Raw genomic sequence first — 23,421 nt, forward strand, 5'->3', positions numbered from 1 at the left:
CATTTATATGCCATATCTTGCACTTCAAAATGTATTATATAAATAATTCAATATTAATTACCAGTCATGGTAATATTATTAAGTATTAATACTGTAAATTATTCGTGATCAGGCTATGGTTGTGGTTAGATAGCGTGGGTGCAATACACTATAGGCCAGATCTTAGGCAAGACAGAGCCAGAGGATGTTTGAAAAGTCTAATTTATTACTAACCGGGCGACTAGAAGTCGCGGCTACACAAACAAAACCTGCCTACGCAGGTTAAAAACCTTAATTTTCTTTTAGTCCACGGAGGTGGACGAGAGTTTGTGTAGTAGCGAATTCTATTCGCCCAATACTTTTCAAACAACCTCTAAGGTAGAAACCCCAACGTCTGGAAAACCTCTCTCTAAATCTCTCTCCTAAAAGGAGAGAGACTTTGAATTTCCTCCTTCCCGCAACGGGTTGGGGGTTAGGTCTATTTGCATACTTGTAGCTCACCGGATTGAAAATGGCTATACCACTTGGTATTTTGTCAAAATTTTTAATGACGGGGATATTTCACCCTGGTAGAGTTATGCCAGTAACCGCGATCGCACCTGCGATCGCACTAGCACAAAGGGAAGTCAATGCTGTGCCAAATAACCACCAAGCAGCATTTGCAACGGTTTTTTTGGTTTCTTTGGCTTGTTTTTTAGCTTGCTCTTGGATCGCTTTCAGGCGTTTTTGGGTTTCTTGTTGGATGCGTTCGGCTCGTTGCAGTACACCATCCCGCGCCGATTCTATTTGGTCGATAATTCGATTAGCATCCTCTTGAGAAATATCCTCACGAGAACTGATGACAGCAACTAAGGTGTCACGATCAAATTGACTGAGGCGATCGCGCAATGCTTCAAATCCGGCTTGGGGGTCGTCGAACACTTTCGCAAAGTCTTGCTTAATTCCTTCATAGTTGAGTTCGGAACGATCCAACGAGTTGAGATAGTTGCGAACTTTGGCAAAAACCCCATCTAACACTGATTGCACTCTTTGCTGAATCTGCTGGAATTGTTCAAGAATGGAAGTGCGAACAGAATCAATTTGATCCACAATTCGGTTTGCTTCTTCTTCTGAGATATCCTGGCGTTGGGATAACAGGGCCACAATTGTTGAACGGTCAAATTTCGAGGCGCGATCGCTCAAATTCCCAATTCCAGCGCGGGGAGAAGACAAGAGTAATTGTAAATCGCGTTTGATTCCTTCGGGGTTGAGTTCTTCTTTGTTAGTGTTACGCAGATATTCTTCGAGATTGGCTTCAAAATCTAATGCTTGTTGAGCAGTCCGCTTGGCTAAACGTCGTGGCGCTCTCACAATATCACCAATCGCATCTTGGGCGCGATCTATAATTTGATTAACTTGCTCTTGGCTCAAGTCTCCCCGTTGACTCACCAGTTTAACTAAGGTTTCTCGATCGACCTGAGATAAGCGATCGCGTAATGCTAAGGCCCCGGCTTTAGGATCATCGAGTAATTTTTCCAAATCCTTCCTGATACCTTCAGGATTAAGTTCTTCTAGGTTGGTATTGCGGAGATATTCGGCGATCGCTTTTGTAGTTTTTTCGTACTGTTCTTTCGCTTGTTGGGGTACTTGTAAAATACTATCTCGCACTGCTTCTAGTTGGTCGAGAATTTGGTTTACCTGTTCTTGGCTCAAATCTTGACGCTGACTGAGCAATTGTACCAGTGTATCGCGATTAAATTGCGATAAGCGCGATCGTAAAAGGCTAATTCCAGCTTGCGGATCGTCTAGCAAAACTTTAAACTCACGTTTGATAGCTTCGGGATTGAGTTCGTCTTTGTTAGTGTTCCGTAGATAGTCTTCAACTCTTTGACGGAGTTCATCGGCTTTCGCTTTTGCTTGTTCTTGCAGTTCTCTAGCCCGATTTAAGATATGATCACGGTTGCGTTCGAGTTGACTAACAATATTATTAGCTTCCTCTTCGCTGATATCTTGACGCTGTTGGAGCAATTGGACAAAAGTATCGCGGTCAAATTGTCCAAAACGGCTACTTAAATCTTCAAAGCCAGCTTGGGGATCTTCCACCAACTTCGCAAAGTCTCGTTCAATACCTTCAGGATTGAGTTCTTCTTTCCCCGTCGAACGGAGATAATCTTCGATGCGAGTGCGGAAATCTTGCCCTTTTTCTCGCGTTTGAGCCTGTTTTACAGTTTCTAAAACTTCCAGGCGATCGCTTTCCATTTGTTCCGCAATTTCTTTCACCCTGGCTTCGCTGATATCACCCCGTTGCTTCAGCAAGTTGGTAAAATACTCTTGATTGATTTCTTCTAACTCCCCTCTCACCGTTGTCGGATCTGCATTTACGTCATAGATGACTTCTTTAAATTCATCTACTAGGGTAATTCGGTTAAAATGCCAAGGGAATGAATTTAAGATGTAGTCTTCTACATCTGACTTAATTGTATTTTCCAGTGATATTGGTAATTTTGCGGATACTTGCTCAGTTGCTTTCTCTCTAAGCTTTTGCAGTTGTGCTGTGATTTGCTCAACATCGACATCTTGAACTTTTTCTTTCAGCTTTTGCAACTGAGTTGTAATTTTGTTCACATCGATATTAGAAAGGTTGACCCGTTCCAGAACTGCTGGTGCAGCAGCACTCAAGCCATATCGAATAGCTTGCTTGATTACACCATTCCCATTACCACTTCCCACTGTAACCAGTTCTTGAAGTCGTTCACCCAATTGCTCAGAATTCAGTTCTTCAGGAGTAGCAGACTTAAGTAAATTGATTACTTGTTCTGTGGGATTTTTGCGATTCAAAGCTTGTTGCCAAACATCTTGAAATTGGTCAGCAATCCGATTAATATCTTCTTGAGATAAATCTGCGCGACTGCTGATTAAATCAACAAAGGTTTGGCGATTAACGTTTTGCAATAGGTCGCTGTTAGCAACAGATTGCAAATCTGTATCTTTCAGAACTTGCTCAAATTGATTACGAATTTCTTTGAGATCCAGCTTTGGTAATTGCAGAGAACCTAAAGAACTTTGAAGCGTATTTCTAATACCTTCAGAATCAAAACCTGAAGTTAATTCCCGCCGGACTGCGGCTGTAATATCTTCAGCAGTAGAAATTAACTGTTTTTTCGCAGCATTAGCGCCGATACCAGCACTTGCTGTACCCATCAGAGATTGAAAACCAGAAGTGACAGTATTAGCGATAGAACCAATTAAAGAACCTACCGCCGATGAACCCAACCAAATTACCAGTGAGAAATAGGTAGACCAGATGACTACACCGATAATTGCTCCGAGAAATGCACTTTCGATTAAGCTAAGTTTTACCGCGAGAAAACAAGCAATAAATAATGCAATGCTAGCGGTTATCAACGCCCAAGAACCAACTTGGGCTTGAACTTCGCGAATTTTGCTACCGAAACTTTCTGACTCATCATCAGAATCGGAGTCAATTTCCCAAGATGAAATTCCCACAGCGAGTGAAAAGTTTGTAAATAACAATTGAAAGGCAAATGCCATTAAAACCCCAGCTACCAGTGCTACCAAGAATTTAGGGCCAGAAAAGAGAACTGATGCTTCTTCTGGAGTTAGTACTTCCTGAGCTAAAGTTATTGGCGCTAATCCAAAATGCAGCCAGTTCCATCCCTCAATAGTTAAAAAACCTTGAAACATAGGATTTTCTCACTTGTACTAAATTAAGTAGCCATTTAGAAAATGGCTTACTCATCAATTTAGTGATCATTTATGTCATCTGGCACTTTCTTAGGTAATAAATTTGTTTGCCAAAAGTCGTATTTTGCCAAGAAGAAAGATTTCTCTATTTTTTTCTAAATAAAATAATGTAACCATTTCATTCTAGATATAAACCACCCGGAACTGAAGTTCCTGGCTCATAGCTAAAGTCCGTGAAAACGCAATAGGGTTCACTTAAAGCTAAAACTCTTTTTCTTTAACGAACCGCAGAGACGCAGAGGGCACAGAGATAAGAGAGAGAGAGGGAAGATTTTTTATTTTTTTGCCAAAACCTGCGCAGTATTGCCTTGAATAACTAATATCTAATTTTCAAAAATAATTTGTTTGTCGATTACGATTTGTTCGTAACTTTAGAACAAGCCACCTCTGTCTAATGATAGAGAGAAAATTTACTCCAAGGGATTGATGAAAACTAAATCAAATCATGTCTTAATAAATGTTATGTACGAGCTATGAATTAGTAATTAAAGAATTGCTGCTGAGGAGAAAGAATAATGGTTGTAAATGTACATAAACGTGGTGTAGGTGTATTTTCTAATCGTCGAGATGTTGAAAATGCCCTACATGAACTAAAAAATGTCGGTTTTGACATGGATAGAGTCTCTGTGATTACAGAGGATGGAGACAAAGAGGATATTGCCGGCGCTGATGTGCGCGATCGCGTCGGTGATAAATCCGACGAAGGGGCTAAAGTCGGAGCAGCTACAGGCGGTGCTTTGGGTGGATTAACTGGCTTATTAGTTGGTCTTGGAACTTTGGCAATTCCTGGAATCGGGCCAATTATGCTAGCGGGAGCCGCAGCAACTACTTTAGCGACCACCTTGGCTGGAGCGGGTATTGGTGCGGTAGCTGGTAGTTTGCTTGGTGCATTGATTGGTTTAGGAATTCCCGAAGAACGAGCCAGAGTTTACGACGAACGCGTCAGACGAGGACACTATTTAGTCATCCTAGATGGCACAGATACAGAAATTGCTAGAGCAGAAGAAATTTTAAATCGCCAGGGTGTGGAAGAGTTTGGCATTTACGACAACCCAGATGGGAGAAATACAAATGCTGATTATGTCACTCCAACTCCTACTACCACCGGTTATGTGACTCCAACTGCGGCTGATAGTGGTGTTGCTAGACGAGCAATTGGCGTATTTTCTCATCGCCGAGATGCGGAAGCAGCACTTACAGAATTGCGAGATGCAGGTTTTCCCTTAAGTAGAGTTTCCATCATTGCTAAGGATACAGACGGTCATGGGATGGCTGGTGTAGATGTAGATAGAAACGTCGGTATCGGAAACAAAGCAGACGATGGTGCAAAAGCTGGAGCAGCTACAGGCGGAGTTCTAGGCGGCTTGACTGGCTTATTAGTTGGTCTTGGAAGTTTAGCGATTCCGGGAGTTGGGCCGGTGATTGCAGGTGGCGCAGTCGCAACAGCTTTGGCGACAACATTGGCTGGTGGTGCGATCGGTGCAGCAGCTGGGAGCATTGTTGGCGCACTCGTTGGCTTGGGAATTCCCGAACACAGAGCGCAAGTATATAGCGATCGCTTTCAAAGAGGCGACTACTTAGTAATGATCGATGGTACGGAAGCCGAAATCCACCAAGCTGAAGCGATTCTCAAACGTCGAGGCATTGAAGAATTTGATATCTATGATGCCACTGATTTAGGTGAACATCGCCCAGATTTGAACCGAGTAACCAATCACAACACACCAATTGCTAATAGCGATCGCACCAATTACTCAACAGAGTCTTATGGAAACGAGCCTGCTGTAGTCATTGTTGACCGTCGTGATGAAACACTCTAAGCCAAGGTAGATTAATTCAGGACTACGCAAAAACTCTCTGCAACTCTTATTTCTTGGCCTACTTGGCGTACTTCTCCCAGGGGGAGACGCACTCGCCTTTGCGGTTCGTTTTTTCACGATTTTCCGTAAGTCCTATAATTCTCCAAAATTGCAGGATTAAGAAGTTGAAAACTTTGCTCCTCACTTCTGCCGTAAATATCAACAAATTTGACTTTCCGATTCAGAATTAAACATATGCAAAAGCTAACCCCCTTCTTAATTAGCTGCCTTCTAGTTTTTGGCGTTGCTGCTTGTGATAACGCTTCTAAAACAAGCGAATCTGCACCCAATAATCCTAATGAAGCTCCCCAAGCTCCCACTGTACAAACAACACAAGCTTCTCAAGAAGACGCACAAAGTGAACTTCGCAGAAGACAACTAAACGAGGATATTCGCGCCCGCGAGCAGCGCAATAATGTTACTGGTGGCGATACAATAAGAGATGCAGGTGACTTAGCAAGTCAAGTTCGCTCTAAGTTAGAGGCTAATATACCCAAGGGTCAACTAACAGTTGATGCCGTAGACGATGGGACTGTCACTGTCGGAGGAACTGTCAATAATGACAAGGAATTGGCTAAGATTGAACCTTTATCTAAGGAAATTAAAGGTGTCAAAACTGTAGTTGTTAAAGCAGTTGTTGCCGCGCCAAAAAACTAAAACGGCTAACAACAAATCCAAGGGAGTAGGTAGACGTAAATAGACCGAGATGTTCCTGCTGATTTTTAGTGGTCAGTTCTACCTATTACTGACTACTAATAATTGACAACTGAAGACCTTAACAATTAGATTTATTGATGATCCAGGGCTATTTCATTCTAGACATAAACCACCCGGAACTGAAATTCCTGGCTCATAGCTAAAGTCCGTTAAAACGCAATACAGTTCAGTTAAGCATTTCCTCCTTCTCTCTGTGTTCTCTGCGCCCCTGTGGTTCGTAAAAAAAAAAGAGTTTCAGCCCTTTTTTTTGTGAACCCTATTGCGTTAAAACGGACTATAACCTTTTCTCAGTAGTCTAAAGACTACTTTCCCTATTAGACTCAGAATTGATTCTGAGGCGGGCTAGATGAGAATGAAATAGCCCTGATTGATGCTCAGTTAAGTTATATAGGAATGATATTCGATTTTTGGAGAAAACTCAGTAACCTTCTTCCCTGTTTCTCTTTCTGCGAGTGAATCAGTAATCAAATAGGATTCCTATACAAGCTCTTTGTACTTCCCGAAAATGAAAACTATGGAAACCGAACAACAGCAACGTGAATTCATCAATACCTCCTTATCACAAGGTACGCTAGCACTTGAAGGTGCAGATACTACAAACTTGCCAAGGTTAGCACCAGCAGCTGAACCAGAATCTCAATGGCAGCAAACTAGCAGACAAATTTCTCAGATTTTGGAGCGATTACCTGAATACTTAGGCAGATTTTTTAAGGACTATAAACAGCCTTTAACAACTGTTGCTTTAATTTTTGCGGCGATTTTTACAGCTAAGCTAGTACTAGCAGTACTGAATGCAATCAATGATATTCCACTATTATCACCGCTCTTTGAGTTAGTTGGAATCGGTTATGCCAGTTGGTTCATTTTCCGTTATCTACTCAAGGCTTCTACTCGGCAAGAATTAGCCGATGAAATTGAATTTCTGAAAAACCAACTTGTGGGCGAATAAATCTCTCAACCAACTATTAAAGTAGTACAGCAAGGCGTAAATAAACCTGACAATTCAGGTCATGTGGAAAAGTCCACTAAAAACCTAACCCAATACACTTGAGTTAAGGATAATTGTAGGTTGGGTTGAACTTTAGTGTTAGCAATAAACGCCCGTTGTAGGTTGGGTTTCGTTCCTCAACCCAACCTACACATTTTTATTTTTTGGGCTTAACCCAAGCGTATTGAAACCTAACCCCCTTCCCGCATCGGGAAGGGGGAAATTCAAAGTCTCTCTCCTTAAAGGAAGAGAGAAATAGAAGTGAGGTTTTCCAGATAACCTGAATTGTCAAATCCTCTAACCCCGAATCCCATGTTTGGGATTCGGGGAACTAGAATTACGTCTCCCCTCTCCCAAACATGGGAGAGGGGCTGGGGGTGAGGGAAAAGATTTAAGCAAAATCGGGATGCTCCCCGTAGTCAGGACTGAAGTCCTTATTTCCTAAGCAGTAAACTGCTTACTACAAACCCTCAAAACTAACTTAGACATTGTACTAGTAAAACTGCGGCGTGAGTTTGCCTACCTTCCTTGACAGGGGTTTCACGTTAAGTTGACACCAATGAGCATTGCTGTGCCCTTAATCTTAGTCTTTTGAATACATCAAAAGATAGAGAACATAACATTATTTTAATTTTAAATCACTTCTTAAGATGGTAGCCCGGAGATAAAAAACGACCTAATCTAGTTCTTGAAGTTATTTAATAGATTCTTTAACGAGGACATAAATTATGGCTAACGAAGCAGTTAAGAAAGGTATAGATTCATCTGATCGAGCCGAAGTAGATACATACGATCGCGGCATTATCCCAGCAGAAACAGCTGCTCGGATGGAAAGAGAAGGAAATAACTATAAAACACTCCCTACAGAAGAAAGGGAAGCAGATGCACCTACCGATGACCAAACTGATCCAGAAAGTATACGCACCACTGACGGCTATACTGTGGACAAAGAAGGTTTGTTAAATAACTATGCAGTTGAACCGGAAATGTACTACGAAGAACCGGGCGATGCACGCAAAGAAGCAGCAGATGATACCGCTCAACGTGTTGAAGAACTCGCAGAAATTAATCAAGACGAAGAAGGTAAGTTGACAGAAAAGGGTGACAACCGGGGTAGAGGGCCAGGAATAATTTAATTCACAATTATTCTTTTTCTCGATGTAATTACATATAACAAGGTAAAATAAGTGGTTTTTAGAGACGCAATGATTGCGTCTCTATCTGTATAGATGATATTATGCCCGGATTGGGATCTGGTGTGGGGGAGGATGTTAGAGGCAGATTAAACTAGGGGTATGAAAATTGGTACTCGTAGAATAAGTGTGTTAGGTGTAAGAGCAGATGGTAGTTAATAATGGATTGATTCTTACGCTTTTTATTCTGATTACAACCCTGCTAGCTATTGGCTATGGTTTTGGTGTGAAAGCTCGACGTTTACCCTTTACGGTAGAAATTGGGTTTAGTGAGAAGCAATGGCAATTTCTGCGATGGTGGGTCAAGTTAGCCTTGATTGCTGGAGTTTTGTTACCAAGTTGCTTGTTAGTTCTGGCTTGGAGGCAACCATCTTCATGGGTATTCTGGGGGAGTTACCTATTGATAGTAGCCGTGCAACTCATAATTGAACGTGTCTTTAGTCGCTGGTTGGTATCAAGTATTGTTGTACCCATTGGTTTTTTCTACACAGCTTTTCGGTTATGGCAACTGCTGGATGGATTCACGCAATTAAAATTTTCCTATTTGACATTGGTGGGTTTTGGCGTTGTTGTGTTGTTTTGGGTTGCTAACTTAGTAATGTTGATGGTGATGGCCATTCCAACGATCTTTGTTAGTTCCGAGTCAATTTCACAATCTTGATTTCGGTGCCGGCTCAATAGCTAGGTGATATTTTATCGTAAATTAAAGGGTTTTGAAAAAGTACTAAATGATCAATGGCTCAATTTCTCGATTATGCCATTGCCGTTGATACCATTCGGCAACCAAAGGACGGACAATAAACTTAGGTTGTCCATTGCCTTTAACATCAATGCGTAAACCTGAATAAGGTCGTCGTTTGTGAAAACCTTCACCGTTGCGACCAATGAAGAGATGCGATCGCGCCACTAGCCTATTTTCATTCCCAAAGGTCTCCATCAAATCTGCTCCCTCAGTTCGCTGGCGTCGCAAACTAAACCCGCTACCACCACAAACAATCCAGTGGATGCCAGAATCAGCGTGTCCCGTATCCATTGTCTCAAGGTGTTCTAAGCAGTGCGCGTGACCGTTTAATACCAAATCAACTAAAGGACGGCCCTGAGTTAGAGAACCTATTTCTTTAGCTACTGCATCCAACACACCACGGAGGCGATCGCGAATGATCAGTGTTTGTGCTTGTTGCCACTTTGTCGCCTCAGTTACATAGGGAGGATGATGGAAATAAATCACCCTTCCTCGAACCTCAGAATTATTCCAAGATCCGATTAATCTTTGTTTGAGCCAGTCTAGTTGTTCGATATCAGTTAGCGTTGTTTTATTAGTGGCTAATTGCTTATCGATATCAACAATAATTTCTTCAATTTGTGACACCTTGGCGTGGAAGTCGTCTAATTGGTCGGCTTCGCTGGGGTTTTCGGGACGAAGTTTGGCTGAGGTTTCAATGATTTGCAGCTTTTCTTGCTCTAAATCTTCACGACGTTTTTCTAAGACTCTGCGATCAGCGTCACCTTTTTTTGTTTTAGGTAGGGGTGGTGGATCGTTAAATGTATTAGAGTCCAGGGCAAAGAAATCAATCCCGCCATAGCGAAAAGTGTAGTAGCGATTGGGAAGGCGGGTAAACTGCCCAGGTTCATAAGCAAGACAACGACCTGTGTCTGTCTTAGCTGTGTAGTACTGATCTAAGTGACTGGCTAACTCTCCGGGAAGCTGAAACGCCTGAAGATAGTCGAGAAAAGCCCGTGCGTAAGCGCCACCAGTTCCTGAGCCATGCAAGCCCACATCTAAGTCTAAGCGCGATCGCAACAGGCGACGAATGGGTAATGTTGTTAGGGACGCCAAGCTCAATAAAATTGGCAAGTTATAGTAATCGTGATTTCCTGGCACAGGTAAAATGGGCAGCGTAAAAATCATTTGGTTATATGCAATCTGTTGGGGATGCTCACCGCCCAAGATAAACTCTCGGTAGGGCTGGATAAAGTTCTGCTGGTAGTATTCACTCGACCCCACTAAATAGATCACATCCCCGGTATGCAGCATAAAACGGGATTCCTTGTGATGGGGTAGCATCAGTTCAGCCACCCGTCGCTGAGGATCGTGTCCCCGATGCTTGCCCGAACCACTATCACCTACAACTAAAAATGAGAACTCAGAATTGTCTGTTTGACCATCCTCCAACACCAGCCGAGTTTGATCGATGTTCCGTTCCATAATTAACGGATCTTGCCATCGGACTCGCTGATTCATTTTACGAATTTTGTTAGCGATCGCTGGATCAGATACAAGTTTCAATGCAACCTACTCCTGAATCTTCAATTGAAGGGGAGCAGAGGAAAAATTAGAGCAAGTCTCTCCTCTGTCCCACGGCTATTTCATTCTCATCTAGCCCGCCTCAGAATGAATTCACCTCTCTTATAGCGAAAGTCGTCTCAAGACGACTGAGAAAAGGTTCTAGTCCGTTAAAACGGATTTTAGCTATGAGCCAGGAACTTCAGTTCCTGGCGGTTTATGTCTAAAATGAAATAGCCCTGCCTCTGCCCCATGTCCCATGCCCTTATTCTCCCACTGTGTCTTTCATCTCAATAGTCAAATTAGGGAGTCCCTCTAGTTTTTCCGTAGGCTCAATTTCTTCTACTAATGGCACAAAAATTCTCAAACCTGCTGGAACACACTTAATTTCTACTGGTGTTGTGCCCACTATTTCACCATCTATAACAACCTTTTGCGGTGGCTCAGTCGTAATTTTAAATTGTTTGGCTCGTAGAAAGCCAATATCATCCCGTTCTACGGCGTTACCCGTAGAAGCCGTTTGAAATAGATGAAATGTCGCTGCGATCGCTCCTGCCTTGTTAGCTGGAGCTACAATCGTTAAATCTAGTAACCCATCATCATAAATCAGACCTGCTGGGCCCTGAGCCAAGACCGAAGTGGGAGGCGCAGCATTTGCTACTGTCACCGCACAGGCACTAGTTTTAATAATCCTGTCTTCTGTTTCAATTTCAACATCAAAATTTTTTAAGTTTCTTAATTGCTGGATTCCTGCCAAGATGTAAGCCATCATCCCAAAGCGATTCTTGGCTTCGCGGTCTGCCAATTCTACAGTTTCAGCTTCAAAGCCAATACCTGCCAACAGTACCATTGGCTGATCGTTACAATAGGCTACGTCTACATGACGGGTTCCTCCTTGTAAAATTGTCTGACACGCATCTGCGATCGTGTCAGGAATTCCTAAAGCTGTGGCAAAAGCGTTTGCTGTGCCTCGAGAAATGATCCCAAATGAGATATCAGTACCCACTACAGCCGCCGCCGCCGCCGAGAGGGTGCCATCTCCCCCAGAAGCGATGATTGCATCTACTCCTCGCTCTACTGCTGCATAGGCCAGTTGGTCGGCGTCGATTTCTTCAGTTGTGAGATAAATATCTAAGTCAATTTCTGGCTCTAATATTGCCCGAATTTCTGCCAGTTCTATATCTGGGTTGCCCTGACCCGCAACAGGATTGAAGATGAGACAGGCAAAACGATTCATAAGGGATAACAATTAAGCTTGGATGATTAATGAAGATACCAAATTATTCTTAGCATTCCTGTAAATTTCCAACCTTGCTCTTAGGGCTGAGTTATCTAGATATCTTTAATATATCCGTCAACTCCGTTAAAAAGAGGCTTTTAAGATCCCCCTCTTTTCAGCTAAGTAAGTAAAGCGACGCAAATAAAGCTAACTGGCTAAGGCTGTCAATTGTCACTTGTACTTATTCATTTATAAGGGTTTAAGGTGCATTTACGTTTCGTAATATAGTTGGATTTATTGTTGCTGACTTACTTGCATTGGTGCGAAAAAAAGCAAGTATGTTACGAAACATAAATAAGCTTAAAACCTTTACTAATGACAAATGACCAATGACCAATGACAGCCTTCGCCAGTTAACTTTAATTGCGCCAACCTACTTACGGTGGTATATACATATCTATACACAATGCAAAAGATCATCTCACTTATTCTGCTCAAAGCGCTCTCAGACCTAACAAGAACAGCCCCTTCCCTACCAGGGTTGGGGAGTCAATCTTCAAAGCCCCTCTCCGCATCGGAGAGGGGTTTGGGGAGAGGTCTACCGACTTGTGTATACACGGTAGGGGGGTGGAGGGATAAAAAGCCTGTGGGACAACCAGGGCTATTTCATTCTCATCCAGCTTGCCTCATAATTAATTCTGAGTCTAATAGCGAAAGTAGTCTAAAGACTACTGAGAAAAGGTTATAGTCCGTTAAAACGTACTTTAGTATTACGGATGGGTCTAATTGGCGAACCACTCATTTTGGTATTATTTCTTTTTCTTCTTCGGTATCACTCTTGGCCGATACTTTCTGATCGCTGGGGGAGCATACTTGCTTTTTTATTTAGTTCTGGGGAAGTCTCTCGCTAACAATAGTTTGCATTTAAAACCGTTAATGAGTTGTTCCATTAAAAAGGATATTGAATTATCGGTACTCTCCGCAGTGGTTTTTGCTATTTGTGGAGCGTTTATCATCTTTGCATATAGTTTGGGAGCAACACTGTTATACACTGATCTATACAAGTATGGACTGTGGTATTTATTAGTTAGCTTTATTGCGGTGCTAGTTCTTCAAGATACGTACTTTTATTTTATCCATCGGATATTTCACCAGCCTCTGATTTTTAAATGGATGCATTATGGACACCACCGTTCAGGAGAACCGACGCCCTGGAGTTCTTCTGCATTCGATTTGCCAGAGGCGATCGTCCAAGGACTTTTTTTTGTAGGTGTAAGCTTCATAGTTCCGTTGCATTTTATCACCTTAGTTGCCGCACTTATAACGATGACACTATGGGCAGTGTTTACCCATTTGGGATTTCAGGTATTTCCCTCGTCATCTAAGAGTTACTGGATTGGAAGGTGGCTTATAGGTTCTACCCATCATTCGATGCATCATCACAAATATAAAGTACACTACGGTTTGTATTTTACCTTCTGGGACAAACTGCTTGGTACTGAAGACCCTAATTATGAAAACAAAACCTAAACAAGGGAGTTTTAATTTATAGAAAATATGCCGAAAACCCTTGAGGAACAGCAACGTAGTTGCGTATTCCGTACTTCAGGCTGCGTGATGTTCGCGCTTGCGTCTCCCCTTGGGAGAAGGCTAATTGAGTCCTTTAGGACTCAGCCATGTTAGAATAACTCAATCAGTACAAGATTTAAAAACCTACCCCCGGACTGGGGGAAAGTCTACGCCCGAAAAACCTTGAGGAGATATCACTGCGCCCTGTGGGGCAAACGTAGTGAGCCTGGGAACCTGTGTAAACAGGATATTTTGGCCGTGAGGTCTTAAGAATCTCCGCGCCTTTAGGTCGGAGAGTGTCAATATGAGTCATTAGTCATTTGGAAGTAAACTCAGGGTAAGCGCATCTCAAACCCTATTGAAACGGTTGTTTTGGGGTTCACCCAAAGCACAATTCAAAATTCAAAATTCAAACATTTTAGACATTTCAGACGGGGATTTAAACCCCGACTGAAATGGTTGCTACATATAAATGTAGGGGTCTTAAACCCTTTAACTTACGATAAGTTCAAAATTACTACACTGAGCCAAGGGGCAGGATTGACATTTTTGTCTTTATATGGTCAAAAAACATAAAAAACTATTTGAACCATGTTTTTTCAATCATTTACGACAATTCGTCCTATTTTGAATGAAAAGTTGATATTTAGATAGAGCTTTCAGCTTTTTGTCTCTATCAAAAGCTACCAAATTAGATGCGCTTACCCTGCTTACTCACAACTCACGACTTTGTGATTCCTTTTGATTTTTAGTTTTTTGATGGTCAAACCGAATTCCTACAAAGATGTCGTAAATAAAGTCTAAAAAATCTTTCTTTTGCAGTAAACCTGAAGTTTGATAACAGCCTTTTTCATCTAATAAAGGCTTCATCACATAGTATGTAGACTGATATTTGTACCAGGGAATACAAGTCCATAAATGATGAATTAAATGGTAGTTCTGTCCTAAAATCAGGATATTCAGAATTGGGCTGGGGTATACACGAGCATTTTTCCAGCGATCGCGTTCAATAAAAGGACGATGGGGCAAATAGTCAAAAAATAGTCCCAGTATTAATCCCACTATACCAGAAGGTACAACCCAAAAATTGAGAACGTACATTAAAAAATGATATTGAACTGAGATATAAACAATTGCAACAACAATTAAGCGGCTAATAAACCATTCTAATAGTTCATATTTACGCCATAGTCGCCGTCGAAAGAAAAACACCTCGTGGGACAAAAATCGAAATGCAATCAGCCACAGCGGCCCACCTGTAGAAACAAAATGATCTGGGTCATCTTTGGGATCGTTGACATGAGCATGATGCTGCAAATGTACTCGCGTAAACACTGGGAAAACAAACCCTAGCATCAGGGCGCTACCATGACCTAGCATGGCATTAATTACTCGATTGCGGTGGGCAGATTGGTGACAAGCATCATGAATTACTGTCCCAGCACAATGCAAGGCAATAGTGTTAAAACTAAAACATAGCCAGTCTGGCCATTGCCAAAGCCAGTAACCACAGTGAGATAACACCAACACTGTCACAGATGCAAAAAACAGTAGTAGTGTCGGATTGAAATCACCAGGAGGCGCTAACAATTCTTTAGGTGGAACTTTCAGCAGCTTATGTGCTTCTGAAGTTACCGTTCTTACTTTTGTATTTACTACGTCTTCAAAGATGACTTCCAAGTTGTTGGCATTTAGCTTTGTATAGTCATCAACGGCTGGGTCGATGATGATTAGGCTTTTGTCCGGGATGTCAAAAAAATTAGGATCTACAGAGGTCATAATTTTCTGGTCGTGATTCGTTGATAAAATGGGCTTGAAATCCCAAACTCAGCCAGCACAGAATAGATTTCTTGCCACGATTAGAGAGATGAAACCCTGAAAATTTAGCCATACTCCTCTCTGTTAAGATTAGGTATGGCGTGTATAAAGATAGAGGATAGGGCCAATTTTGAATTCCTTGCTACACTACACACATCAACAAAATATTTGATTTTTCATTTCTGGAGTTAGTCCTGTTACTTGTAATGGCAGCAACGACTGCATACATATTTTGGTTTATATCGACATTTATCGATTTGCCAAGACAATGCTTTTTGCGGGGTGCTGAAATTATGCTTTGTTATTGTTTTTGTGAAAAACAACTTTCAACAATATAAACAATACAGTTATTTGAATGAGAAAGGCAAGAGTTTTGTCGTAATTTGACTTATAATAAAGATGCTTTCAGCAGAAATATCATAACTTATAACAAAAATGTATATTTTATTTGCTTAGATAAAAATATCATCCGTTTTCCTGGTGGTTCCAATAAGTATATATACTAGCGATCGCTTTCCCCCTTTTAATTCCGTGCAGTTGGCGTCTTCTTGTTTTAACCAAAACTCCATTGCCGGAGTGTCTTGGTAGGCGGAACATAGAAACCTTGGCCCCAAGCATAATACTTATTTGTGGAGCATACCACTTTCTACTACTCTGTCAAGTTTAAATTGATAGGTAAGATACTTTTATAGTCAGGACTTTAGCCCTGATCTTATAAACACTTTAGTGGCGACGACAAAACCTCAACAATAGCTTGACAAACTACTCTGATTCTGAGTTAAACGCTACCTAAAATATCAAATTATCATACTTAATAATAAAAATTATACTATGGGTCGATTATTACTACTTTTGGCAAGTATACTAACCCTCAGCAGTTTAGATACACCCGCTATGACAATAGCAGGCACAACCCCTGATTTATCTGAGATGCGCTTAGTTCAAAAGCTGAACTGCAATAATCCTCAAACTCAACCAGCAATTAATGAATGCACGAAATTGTCTGCTCAGAATGCAGATAAAAAACTGAATCAAGTTTATCAACAATTGCAATCTACATTAGAAAGGTCTAGAAAACAGAAATTGATCGCTGCACAGCTGGCATGGATCAAGTTTCGTGATACCAATTGTGAGTTTGAGAGAAGCAGATATGAGGGCGGAACTATTGCCTCTAGCATTTATTTTAGTTGTCTGGCAAATATCACAAAACTACGTACTCAACAATTACAAGAATATCTTAAACCCGACCCTTAAGGTTAAAGGGGATCTAAAAGTACCTAAAGTTACACTAAAACACTTTTTAAGCAACCTCTTAACCCAAGCGTATTGCTATGTAGACCAATACGGTTCACAAAAGGGCTGAAACTCTTTTTTTTACGAACCACTCCAGGCGCAGAGAACACAGAGAGAAGGAGAAGGAGGAAATGCTTAACCCAAGTGTATTGCTATGTAATAGACAGGTTTTAGAGTCAGGGATTTTATTGGAGGGTTAGCAATATCTGATGCATTTCGGCTTTGTGCAGATATGCGTACAGCGCTTGTTAGAGGATGTTTGAAAAGTAGTTAGCTGTGATTTTCGGCACTTATTTATCCCCCCAACAAAGAGATAAATTGGGGGGCTTTAATTCCGGTTCCCCCCAATTTATCTCTTTGTTAGGGGGGATAAATAACGTTTTGCTACCAACAACAGGACTTTCCAAACGTCCTCTTAGACCGTGAGGTTTACAATCAACGCGAAAAACTAGCGTGGTCGATTGTGCTACCTAGTAAAGGACTACAAAAGTTGATCGACGCTTTGGTGGATAGTGAGGACTCGTTACTTATGCCATTCCGAAAGACATACATCGAGCTTATCAACGTTCGCCACTAGCTGAATCCAACAAGGCGATCGCCTAGAAAATTCTTTTTCCCCATTCCCGCCAGAAGAATAAGCTAATCGTCATTCATTTTTCCAGAATGATTCGCTTGTAGTCAGGGCTTCACCCTTGCTTTTATGCAACTTAAATGCCGATTAATTAGAGCGGCGTAAATAATTAAAGGTTTGTAGTGAGGACTTTAGTCCTTATTTGATGGCTGTTCGCGGAGCGTTCCCGTAGGTTAGCCCTGACTACAAAATAATATCAAGATTTTTTACATTACTTAATTTAGTTTGATTTATTCTCACCGACTTACTTAGCTTACCTAATTTTTTTTTACGAACCGCCATCGCGTAGCGTCTCGTAAGAGTTGGACGCCAAGGACACCAAGGAAGAGAGAAAATCAATAGGTAATTTTGTAGGGGGAAGGGAGTATTTCCTTATAGGACTTACGCAACTGGCATATTATTTTTAGTTTGTAGTGAGGACTTTAGTCCTCAAAATCAGGGCTGAAGCCCTTACTACAAACTAAAAGCTTTATATTTTTTGTGACACTTGCGTAAGTCCTACCTTAAACGAGCTTTTGGTAAAGAATTGTAATCTCAAATCCCAAATCTTAAACCCAAAATTCGCATGAGTCCCTGACTACGGTAGTCTAGATCAGAGTGAATTTATCGCCTCCTTTGATATATTGTTTTATGACTTCAGTTGTTTCTAGTCCGCCACGCACTATTCGGATCGGTTCACGCAAAAGCCAACTTGCTCTGGTTCAGACCTACTGGGTACAAGAGCAACTCAAGAAAAGATTTCCTGATATCACTTTTGAAGTCCACACCATGTCTACCCAAGGCGATAAAATCTTGGATGTGGCATTAGCTAAGATTGGCGATAAAGGACTTTTTACTAAAGAACTTGAACTCGCAATGCTCAATCAGGAGATTGACTTTGCAGTTCATTCTCTCAAGGATCTGCCGACTCACTTACCAGAAGGGTTAACATTAGCAGCAATTACGGAACGGGAAAATCCAGCAGATGCATTAGTGGTGCATGAAAAGCATAAAGATAAACAAATTGATACATTGCCAGAAGGTGCGGTAATCGGGACTTCTTCACTGCGGCGGTTAGCACAGTTACGCCATCACTTCCCTCACTTTACCTTTAAGGACGTGCGGGGAAACTTGATTACACGGTTGGCAAAACTGGATGCAGGCGAATATGATGCCCTAATTTTGGCAGCAGCAGGGTTAGAGAGATTGGGAATGAGCAATCGCATTCATCAAATCCTACCCAAAGAAATCTCCCTCCACGCCGTTGGACAAGGTGCTTTAGGAATAGAATGCCGGAGTGATGATAGTGAATTGCGATCTCTACTCAAAGCCATCGAACATCCGCAAACACGCGATCGCTGTCTCGCCGAACGATCTTTTCTACGCTCTTTAGAGGGCGGATGTCAAGTACCTATTGGTGTAAATACGGAAATTGCTGGTGATAATTTGACCTTAACAGGAATAGTCGCCAGTGTAGATGGTCAAAAGTTTGTAAAAGATACCGTCACAGGCATTGCCAATAACGCTGAAGCGCTAGGACAAGAACTAGCACAAGTGTTGCGGGAACAGGGAGCGCAAGAAATTTTATCAGAAATTTTTGCGGTGATTCAGCGCGGTTCCTAAGCAATTGGGCAAGCCGATGTGATTAGATCAGAATTGATCGCTGTTGCACTAAAGATGTGTAGCAATTTGAGATTTTCGATTAAAAGAATTTTTTGGTTCATGCTCCGTCTCTTGTGGGCAAAGTGAATTCAAAAGATGCTCTCCACCAGAGGCTCCGCTAACGCGGACTCGCTAACGCTATGCTATCGAAAATCCAAAATCCTTTGACAATATAGATTCGGGGAAGCAAAAATTACCATGCGGATTTTATTTGTTGCAGCAGAGGCAGCACCCATTGCCAAAGTAGGAGGAATGGGTGATGTTGTCGGGGCATTGCCCAAATTTCTGAGAGAAATGGGGCATGATGTGCGGATATTCTTGCCCTACTATGGCTTTTTGCCAGACAAAATGGAAATTCCCAAAGAACCGATTTGGCGGGGATCTGCCATGTTCCAGGAATTTGCTGTTTATGAAAGCATTCTGCCTGGTACGGATGTTCCCTTGTACTTATTTGGACATCCTGCCTTCCTACCCCGCCGCATTTATTCTGGAGAAGATGAAGACTGGCGGTTCACCTTCTTTGCCAACGGTGCAGCCGAGTTTGCCTGGAATCACTGGAAACCGGAAATTATCCACTGTCATGATTGGCACACGGGCATGATTCCCGTGTGGATGCACCAAGATCCTGATATCACCACAGTGTTTACGATTCATAATCTAGCTTATCAAGGGCCGTGGCGTTGGTATTTAGAGAAAATTACTTGGTGTCCTTGGTATATGCAAGGACACAATACAATGGCTGCGGCGGTGCAATTTGCCAATCAGGTAAATACAGTTTCGCCCACCTATGCCGAGCAAATCAAGACACCTACCTATGGTGAAACATTAGAAGGTTTGCTGTCTTTTATTAGTGGTAAATTATCTGGGATTATCAACGGCATTGATACCGAAGTTTATAACCCAGAGAATGACAAATACATTGCTCAAACCTTTACTCCTGATACTTTAGATCAACGCAAAGCTAACAAAATTGCTTTGCAGCAAGAACTAGGATTAGAAGTCAACTCCAAAGCCTTTTTGATTGGGATTGTCACCCGATTAGTGGAACAAAAAGGCATTGATTTGATCTTACAAATCCTCGATCGCTTCCTCTCTTATACAGATGCCCAGTTTGTGCTGTTGGGGACAGGCGATCGCTACTATGAAACTCAGATGTGGCAATTGGCATCCCGTTTTCCCGGACGCATGGCAACTTACTTACTGTATAACGATGCCCTGTCTCGCCGAATCTACGCTGGTACTGATGCCTTCTTGATGCCCAGTCGTTTTGAACCTTGCGGTATTAGCCAAATGATGTCTTTGCGCTACGGTTCTGTACCCATTGTCCGCCGCACAGGTGGATTAGTTGACACAGTAACCCATCACGACCCCGAAAATGCCGCAGGTACTGGTTATTGCTTTGATCGCTATGAACCGCTAGACCTTTTCACCTGTATGATCCGGGCTTGGGAAGGCTTCCGTTTCAAACCTCAATGGCAAGAACTGCAAAAACGGGGCATGAGTGAAGATTTTAGTTGGTATCAATCTGCCAAAGAGTACGTGAAGTTGTACAGGTCAATTTACGGTTTGCCAGAAGAAGAGGAAACACCACAACCAGAGTTAGTGTTAAACGAAGCAGTGACTAATAGCAAGTAAAAGAGGGCGGTTAGAAACCTGCGTCTAGACGAGGCTTTATCCATAGGTGTCAACTTAAGGTGAAGGTTATGTCCCGCAAGGAACTGAAGTTCCTTGCTAATAGCTCAAGTCATCTTTTAGATGACTAACATGATCGGAAAAATCTTTAGTCTACTTCAGTAGACTTTCGCTATGAGCCGAATGGCACTAAGTTAAGCTGAATGGTAGGCAACGTAAGAATGCTCCAGGAGCAGAGGTGCAGAGGGGAATTTCTAAATATCTAGGACTACCCCTTTCAAGGTGACTCGTAAAATCTCTGTTTTTCTCTCTGCGCTCTCTGTGCCTCTGCGGTTAAAAAGTAATTTATTTAACCTTGTTAGGCGCAGAGGACACGGAGTATAGAGATGAAAGAGGAATTTATTGACCAAAATTTTTGCTCACCTTGAAAGGGCTAATAGAATGGGCTTATCTGTTGCGAGAGAACTTATCCTATGGAATACTCCATTCCCCTACCCCTGCTCCCAACGGCGGCTGAACTTCCTGACTCTGACGATACTCCTGTGGATAACGAAGTGCAAAACCTCGTTCCTAACTTACTGTTGGCTATTTTGTCCGTTATTTGGAGCGATCGCAATGATTGGTTCTTTGGTGTAGACATGGGTATCTACTACCTTCCGACTGCACCCCGGAAATCCATCGTCCCCGATGGGTTTTTGAGCTTGGGTGTAGAACGGCGACGACAACCAAGCGGAAGACTCAGTTACATACTGTGGGAAGAGAATTGGACTCCACCAATTTTAGTTGTGGAAGTCGTTTCTCAAACCTATGGTGGAGAATACGATCTCAAAATGGAGAAATATCTGGATTTGGGAGTGTTATATTATGTCATCTACAATCCCGACTATTGGCAGCGAGATGATCATGCTCCCTTTGAAGTATACAAGCGAGTTGAGGATGAGTTTATTTTGCAATCGCAAGAGCAGTTTTGGATACCAGAGTTGCAATTAGGAATTGGGGTAGCTACTGGTATTTACAAGGGTTGGGAGCGGGAGTGGTTGTTTTGGTTTGATCGGGCTGGCTCACGCTTCCCCAGTCCAGATGAACGGGCACAACAAGCAGAACATCGGGCAGAACAGGCAGAACAAGCGCTACAAGACTTGCGAAATCTGCTCAAACAGCGAGGTATTGACCCAGATAGTTTGTAACTGGTCATTTGTCATTTGTCATTTGTCATTTGTCATTTGTCAGGAAGACACCTCTGCTGCTGGTCACTGAGCGTGGCCGAAGTGCTGCTCCCCTGCTTTTTCACTTGGGTAGTGACATCACAAATGTTGTGCCTTCGCCGAGTGCAGATTCCACCGCGATCGCCCCACCATGTTTTTCGACAATGATTTGTCGAGCGATCGCCAATCCTAATCCTGTGTCTTTACCATTGGAGTATTTTCTGTTTCCATTGTTTGATACTACGATGGCTTTCTGTGACTACCTCCGTGGGTTTGAAAGCTCAATTTTTCCTTAGTCCGCAGAGGCGGACGAAAGTTTGTGTAGCCGCACCTGTGCTAAGGCTGAAGTTGACTATTGATTACTCGTCGCTTTCGCCTTAATTAACCAGTCACGATCGCCAGCGCAAATTTCCCTACCAGAGGAGTCTCCTAAATGGTCTAGCGCTAGTAAACAAGCATATTTTAAGTCCCAAATCGGCGTATTTAGGCAAATTTTAATTTCAGGAATTGCTCGTGAATCGCCCAATTCACCAAGGGCGATCGCACAAGCTGCACGGGATTTCTGAAACTGGGGTTCGCGGTTGTGCAGGTTTTCCACTAATAAATCATAGGCGGGAGCATATTTCAGCCAGCCGAAAAGTTTCATCACATGATAATGAGCGCCATAATCGTTATATGCTTTGTCTCCATAAGTTGTTAAAAGTGCTGCTGGTGCTTGTTGTAAATAGATATCTAGTAAGGTTTTTGTCGCTAAATAACACCGTCCAAAATCGGTTTCGTAGAGTTCGTTAATCACAAAATCCAGTACGGGGGTAGCATCATACTCATGTACTAAATCAAGGTCTTTGGGATGGTCATAGAGTACTTGCTCTAAGTAAGGTTGAATTTCTGTAAAAGTAATTTCACCACTGGGGACACCTGCATCCAAAAGCATCCGCAATCCTCGCAAGCGGAACACTAGAGATACAGGACAACGGGCAATTTCTGGGATGGCTTTGTAGTAGTGTGAATCAATTAGGTCTTGAATGCAACCGCGCCGTGCATTGACACTGGAACTTTGCAGCAGCGCCATCACCTCCGTGATTTGGGAGTAGTCACCGGTAAAGCGACAAACTGTAGCGATCGCTGCACTACGAGTAGGTTCATCCTCAACTTGAGTAAATTTACGTATACGCTCTAGGGATGGCTGATAGTCAGCGTTAGCTAGAGTGTGAATAATGACTCGATAGATTTGACCTGGTTTATCCAGCAGTTGCGCCACTTCTGCGAGAATTTCTGGATCTTTAGTCCCGATTTCCCCGATCGCCCACACCGTATTTTCAACAGTATAAATATCATTATCTTTAAGGCACTGCCGAATTACAGGTAAAGCTGATTCAGCTTGCAATCGCCCCAGACTTTCTACAGCTTTGCGTCGAACAATCCGGTGGTCTAGCTCATTAGGGTTACTGGTTTCAATCGCCCGTACCAAAGCCGCGATCGATTGCTCCGTGGGGAAGTTAATTAGATGGGAAACAGCAATATACTTATCAGAAGCGTCTTCGAGTTGTTCTAATGGTGTATCGATAATTGCGATCGCTTCTTCTTCTGTTAGCCCAAACATTTTAAAAAAACGTTTATCCATTGATCTATAAAATGGCTCTTGGATA

General features: G+C 42.3%; 16 protein-coding genes. 10 read left to right on the forward strand and 6 right to left on the reverse strand.

Annotation, left to right across the window (positions count from 1 at the left end; translation table 11 throughout):
- Positions 1 to 540 precede the first annotated feature (540 nt).
- Positions 541 to 3,663 carry an MFS transporter gene (locus LC605_RS03665; protein WP_229546215.1) on the reverse strand — a complete coding sequence of 1,041 codons (3,123 nt, stop codon included), beginning with the start codon at positions 3,661 to 3,663 and terminating at the stop codon, positions 541 to 543.
- A gap of 575 nt (positions 3,664 to 4,238) precedes the next feature.
- Between LC605_RS03665 and LC605_RS03670 the strand changes: the two genes are divergently transcribed.
- From LC605_RS03670 to LC605_RS03690, 5 genes are all read left to right on the forward strand, one after another.
- Positions 4,239 to 5,543 carry a general stress protein gene (locus LC605_RS03670; RefSeq protein ID WP_229546216.1) on the forward strand — a complete coding sequence of 435 codons (1,305 nt, stop codon included), beginning with the start codon at positions 4,239 to 4,241 and terminating at the stop codon, positions 5,541 to 5,543.
- A gap of 234 nt (positions 5,544 to 5,777) precedes the next feature.
- Positions 5,778 to 6,239: a BON domain-containing protein gene (locus LC605_RS03675; protein WP_229546217.1), complete on the forward strand. Its 462-nt coding sequence runs from the start codon at positions 5,778 to 5,780 to the stop codon at positions 6,237 to 6,239.
- A gap of 574 nt (positions 6,240 to 6,813) precedes the next feature.
- Complete coding sequence (locus LC605_RS03680) at positions 6,814 to 7,248, forward strand: CAAD domain-containing protein (RefSeq protein WP_229546218.1); 435 nt, start codon at positions 6,814 to 6,816, stop codon at positions 7,246 to 7,248.
- A 767-nt stretch (positions 7,249 to 8,015) separates the two neighbouring features.
- Positions 8,016 to 8,423, forward strand: coding sequence for a hypothetical protein (locus LC605_RS03685; protein ID WP_229546219.1), 408 nt, complete (start codon positions 8,016 to 8,018; stop codon positions 8,421 to 8,423).
- A 205-nt stretch (positions 8,424 to 8,628) separates the two neighbouring features.
- Positions 8,629 to 9,141: a hypothetical protein gene (locus LC605_RS03690; RefSeq protein ID WP_229546220.1), complete on the forward strand. Its 513-nt coding sequence runs from the start codon at positions 8,629 to 8,631 to the stop codon at positions 9,139 to 9,141.
- A gap of 63 nt (positions 9,142 to 9,204) precedes the next feature.
- On the opposite strand, the gene LC605_RS03695 is transcribed toward LC605_RS03690, so the two are convergent.
- A complete protein-coding gene (locus LC605_RS03695) occupies positions 9,205 to 10,767 on the reverse strand; it encodes a metallophosphoesterase (protein ID WP_229546221.1) in 1,563 nt (520 codons plus the stop codon).
- 262 nt (positions 10,768 to 11,029) lie between these two features.
- Complete coding sequence (locus LC605_RS03700; protein ID WP_229546222.1) at positions 11,030 to 12,001, reverse strand: YegS/Rv2252/BmrU family lipid kinase; 972 nt, start codon at positions 11,999 to 12,001, stop codon at positions 11,030 to 11,032.
- Positions 12,002 to 12,919: 918 nt separating this feature from the next.
- Here LC605_RS03700 and LC605_RS03705 point away from each other — a divergent pair.
- Positions 12,920 to 13,513 (forward strand): sterol desaturase family protein, encoded by a 594-nt coding sequence (locus tag LC605_RS03705; RefSeq protein ID WP_306426842.1) that lies wholly within the window; start codon positions 12,920 to 12,922, stop codon positions 13,511 to 13,513.
- Between the two features lie 753 nt (positions 13,514 to 14,266).
- Here the strand turns inward: LC605_RS03705 and crtR are convergent.
- A complete protein-coding gene (crtR, locus tag LC605_RS03710; RefSeq protein ID WP_229546224.1) occupies positions 14,267 to 15,331 on the reverse strand; it encodes a beta-carotene hydroxylase in 1,065 nt (354 codons plus the stop codon).
- A gap of 870 nt (positions 15,332 to 16,201) precedes the next feature.
- On the opposite strand from crtR, the gene LC605_RS03715 reads away from it, so the two are divergent.
- From LC605_RS03715 to LC605_RS03730, 4 genes are all read left to right on the forward strand, one after another.
- The gene (locus tag LC605_RS03715) at positions 16,202 to 16,624 is read left to right on the forward strand and encodes a lysozyme inhibitor LprI family protein (protein ID WP_229546225.1); all 423 of its coding nucleotides are present in this window, start codon (positions 16,202 to 16,204) and stop codon (positions 16,622 to 16,624) included.
- 1,300 nt (positions 16,625 to 17,924) lie between these two features.
- Positions 17,925 to 18,896, forward strand: coding sequence for a hydroxymethylbilane synthase (hemC, locus tag LC605_RS03720; protein WP_229546226.1), 972 nt, complete (start codon positions 17,925 to 17,927; stop codon positions 18,894 to 18,896).
- 237 nt (positions 18,897 to 19,133) lie between these two features.
- On the forward strand, positions 19,134 to 20,570 hold the full coding sequence (gene glgA / locus LC605_RS03725; protein ID WP_229546227.1) for a glycogen synthase GlgA: 1,437 nt from the start codon (positions 19,134 to 19,136) through the stop codon (positions 20,568 to 20,570).
- A 470-nt stretch (positions 20,571 to 21,040) separates the two neighbouring features.
- Positions 21,041 to 21,754, forward strand: a complete 714-nt coding sequence (locus LC605_RS03730) for a Uma2 family endonuclease (RefSeq protein ID WP_229546228.1) — start codon at positions 21,041 to 21,043, stop codon at positions 21,752 to 21,754.
- Between the two features lie 100 nt (positions 21,755 to 21,854).
- On the opposite strand, the gene LC605_RS03735 is transcribed toward LC605_RS03730, so the two are convergent.
- Complete coding sequence (locus LC605_RS03735; RefSeq protein WP_306426843.1) at positions 21,855 to 21,959, reverse strand: ATP-binding protein; 105 nt, start codon at positions 21,957 to 21,959, stop codon at positions 21,855 to 21,857.
- A gap of 165 nt (positions 21,960 to 22,124) precedes the next feature.
- On the reverse strand, positions 22,125 to 23,396 hold the full coding sequence (locus tag LC605_RS03740; protein ID WP_229546229.1) for a HEAT repeat domain-containing protein: 1,272 nt from the start codon (positions 23,394 to 23,396) through the stop codon (positions 22,125 to 22,127).
- Between the last annotated feature and the right edge of the window lie 25 nt (positions 23,397 to 23,421).

The sequence above is a fragment of the Nostoc sp. CHAB 5836 genome, assembly GCF_020829445.1.
In the GTDB taxonomy this organism is placed as follows: Bacteria; Cyanobacteriota; Cyanobacteriia; order Cyanobacteriales; family Nostocaceae; genus Nostoc.

What these genes read in the sequence shown, in the direction of transcription:
- LC605_RS03715 (WP_229546225.1), top strand. Translation starts at nt 16,202, where the DNA reads ATGGGTCGATTATTACTACTTTTGGCAAGTATACTAACCCTCAGCAGT.
- LC605_RS03690 (WP_229546220.1), top strand. Translation starts at nt 8,629, where the DNA reads ATGGTAGTTAATAATGGATTGATTCTTACGCTTTTTATTCTGATTACA.
- LC605_RS03730 (WP_229546228.1), top strand. Translation starts at nt 21,041, where the DNA reads ATGGAATACTCCATTCCCCTACCCCTGCTCCCAACGGCGGCTGAACTT.
- LC605_RS03700 (WP_229546222.1), bottom strand. Translation starts at nt 12,001, where the DNA reads ATGAATCGTTTTGCCTGTCTCATCTTCAATCCTGTTGCGGGTCAGGGC.
- LC605_RS03685 (WP_229546219.1), top strand. Translation starts at nt 8,016, where the DNA reads ATGGCTAACGAAGCAGTTAAGAAAGGTATAGATTCATCTGATCGAGCC.
- LC605_RS03665 (WP_229546215.1), bottom strand. Translation starts at nt 3,663, where the DNA reads ATGTTTCAAGGTTTTTTAACTATTGAGGGATGGAACTGGCTGCATTTT.
- LC605_RS03705 (WP_306426842.1), top strand. Translation starts at nt 12,920, where the DNA reads ATGAGTTGTTCCATTAAAAAGGATATTGAATTATCGGTACTCTCCGCA.
- LC605_RS03670 (WP_229546216.1), top strand. Translation starts at nt 4,239, where the DNA reads ATGGTTGTAAATGTACATAAACGTGGTGTAGGTGTATTTTCTAATCGT.
- LC605_RS03680 (WP_229546218.1), top strand. Translation starts at nt 6,814, where the DNA reads ATGGAAACCGAACAACAGCAACGTGAATTCATCAATACCTCCTTATCA.
- hemC (WP_229546226.1), top strand. Translation starts at nt 17,925, where the DNA reads ATGACTTCAGTTGTTTCTAGTCCGCCACGCACTATTCGGATCGGTTCA.
- LC605_RS03740 (WP_229546229.1), bottom strand. Translation starts at nt 23,396, where the DNA reads ATGGATAAACGTTTTTTTAAAATGTTTGGGCTAACAGAAGAAGAAGCG.
- LC605_RS03675 (WP_229546217.1), top strand. Translation starts at nt 5,778, where the DNA reads ATGCAAAAGCTAACCCCCTTCTTAATTAGCTGCCTTCTAGTTTTTGGC.
- glgA (WP_229546227.1), top strand. Translation starts at nt 19,134, where the DNA reads ATGCGGATTTTATTTGTTGCAGCAGAGGCAGCACCCATTGCCAAAGTA.
- crtR (WP_229546224.1), bottom strand. Translation starts at nt 15,331, where the DNA reads ATGACCTCTGTAGATCCTAATTTTTTTGACATCCCGGACAAAAGCCTA.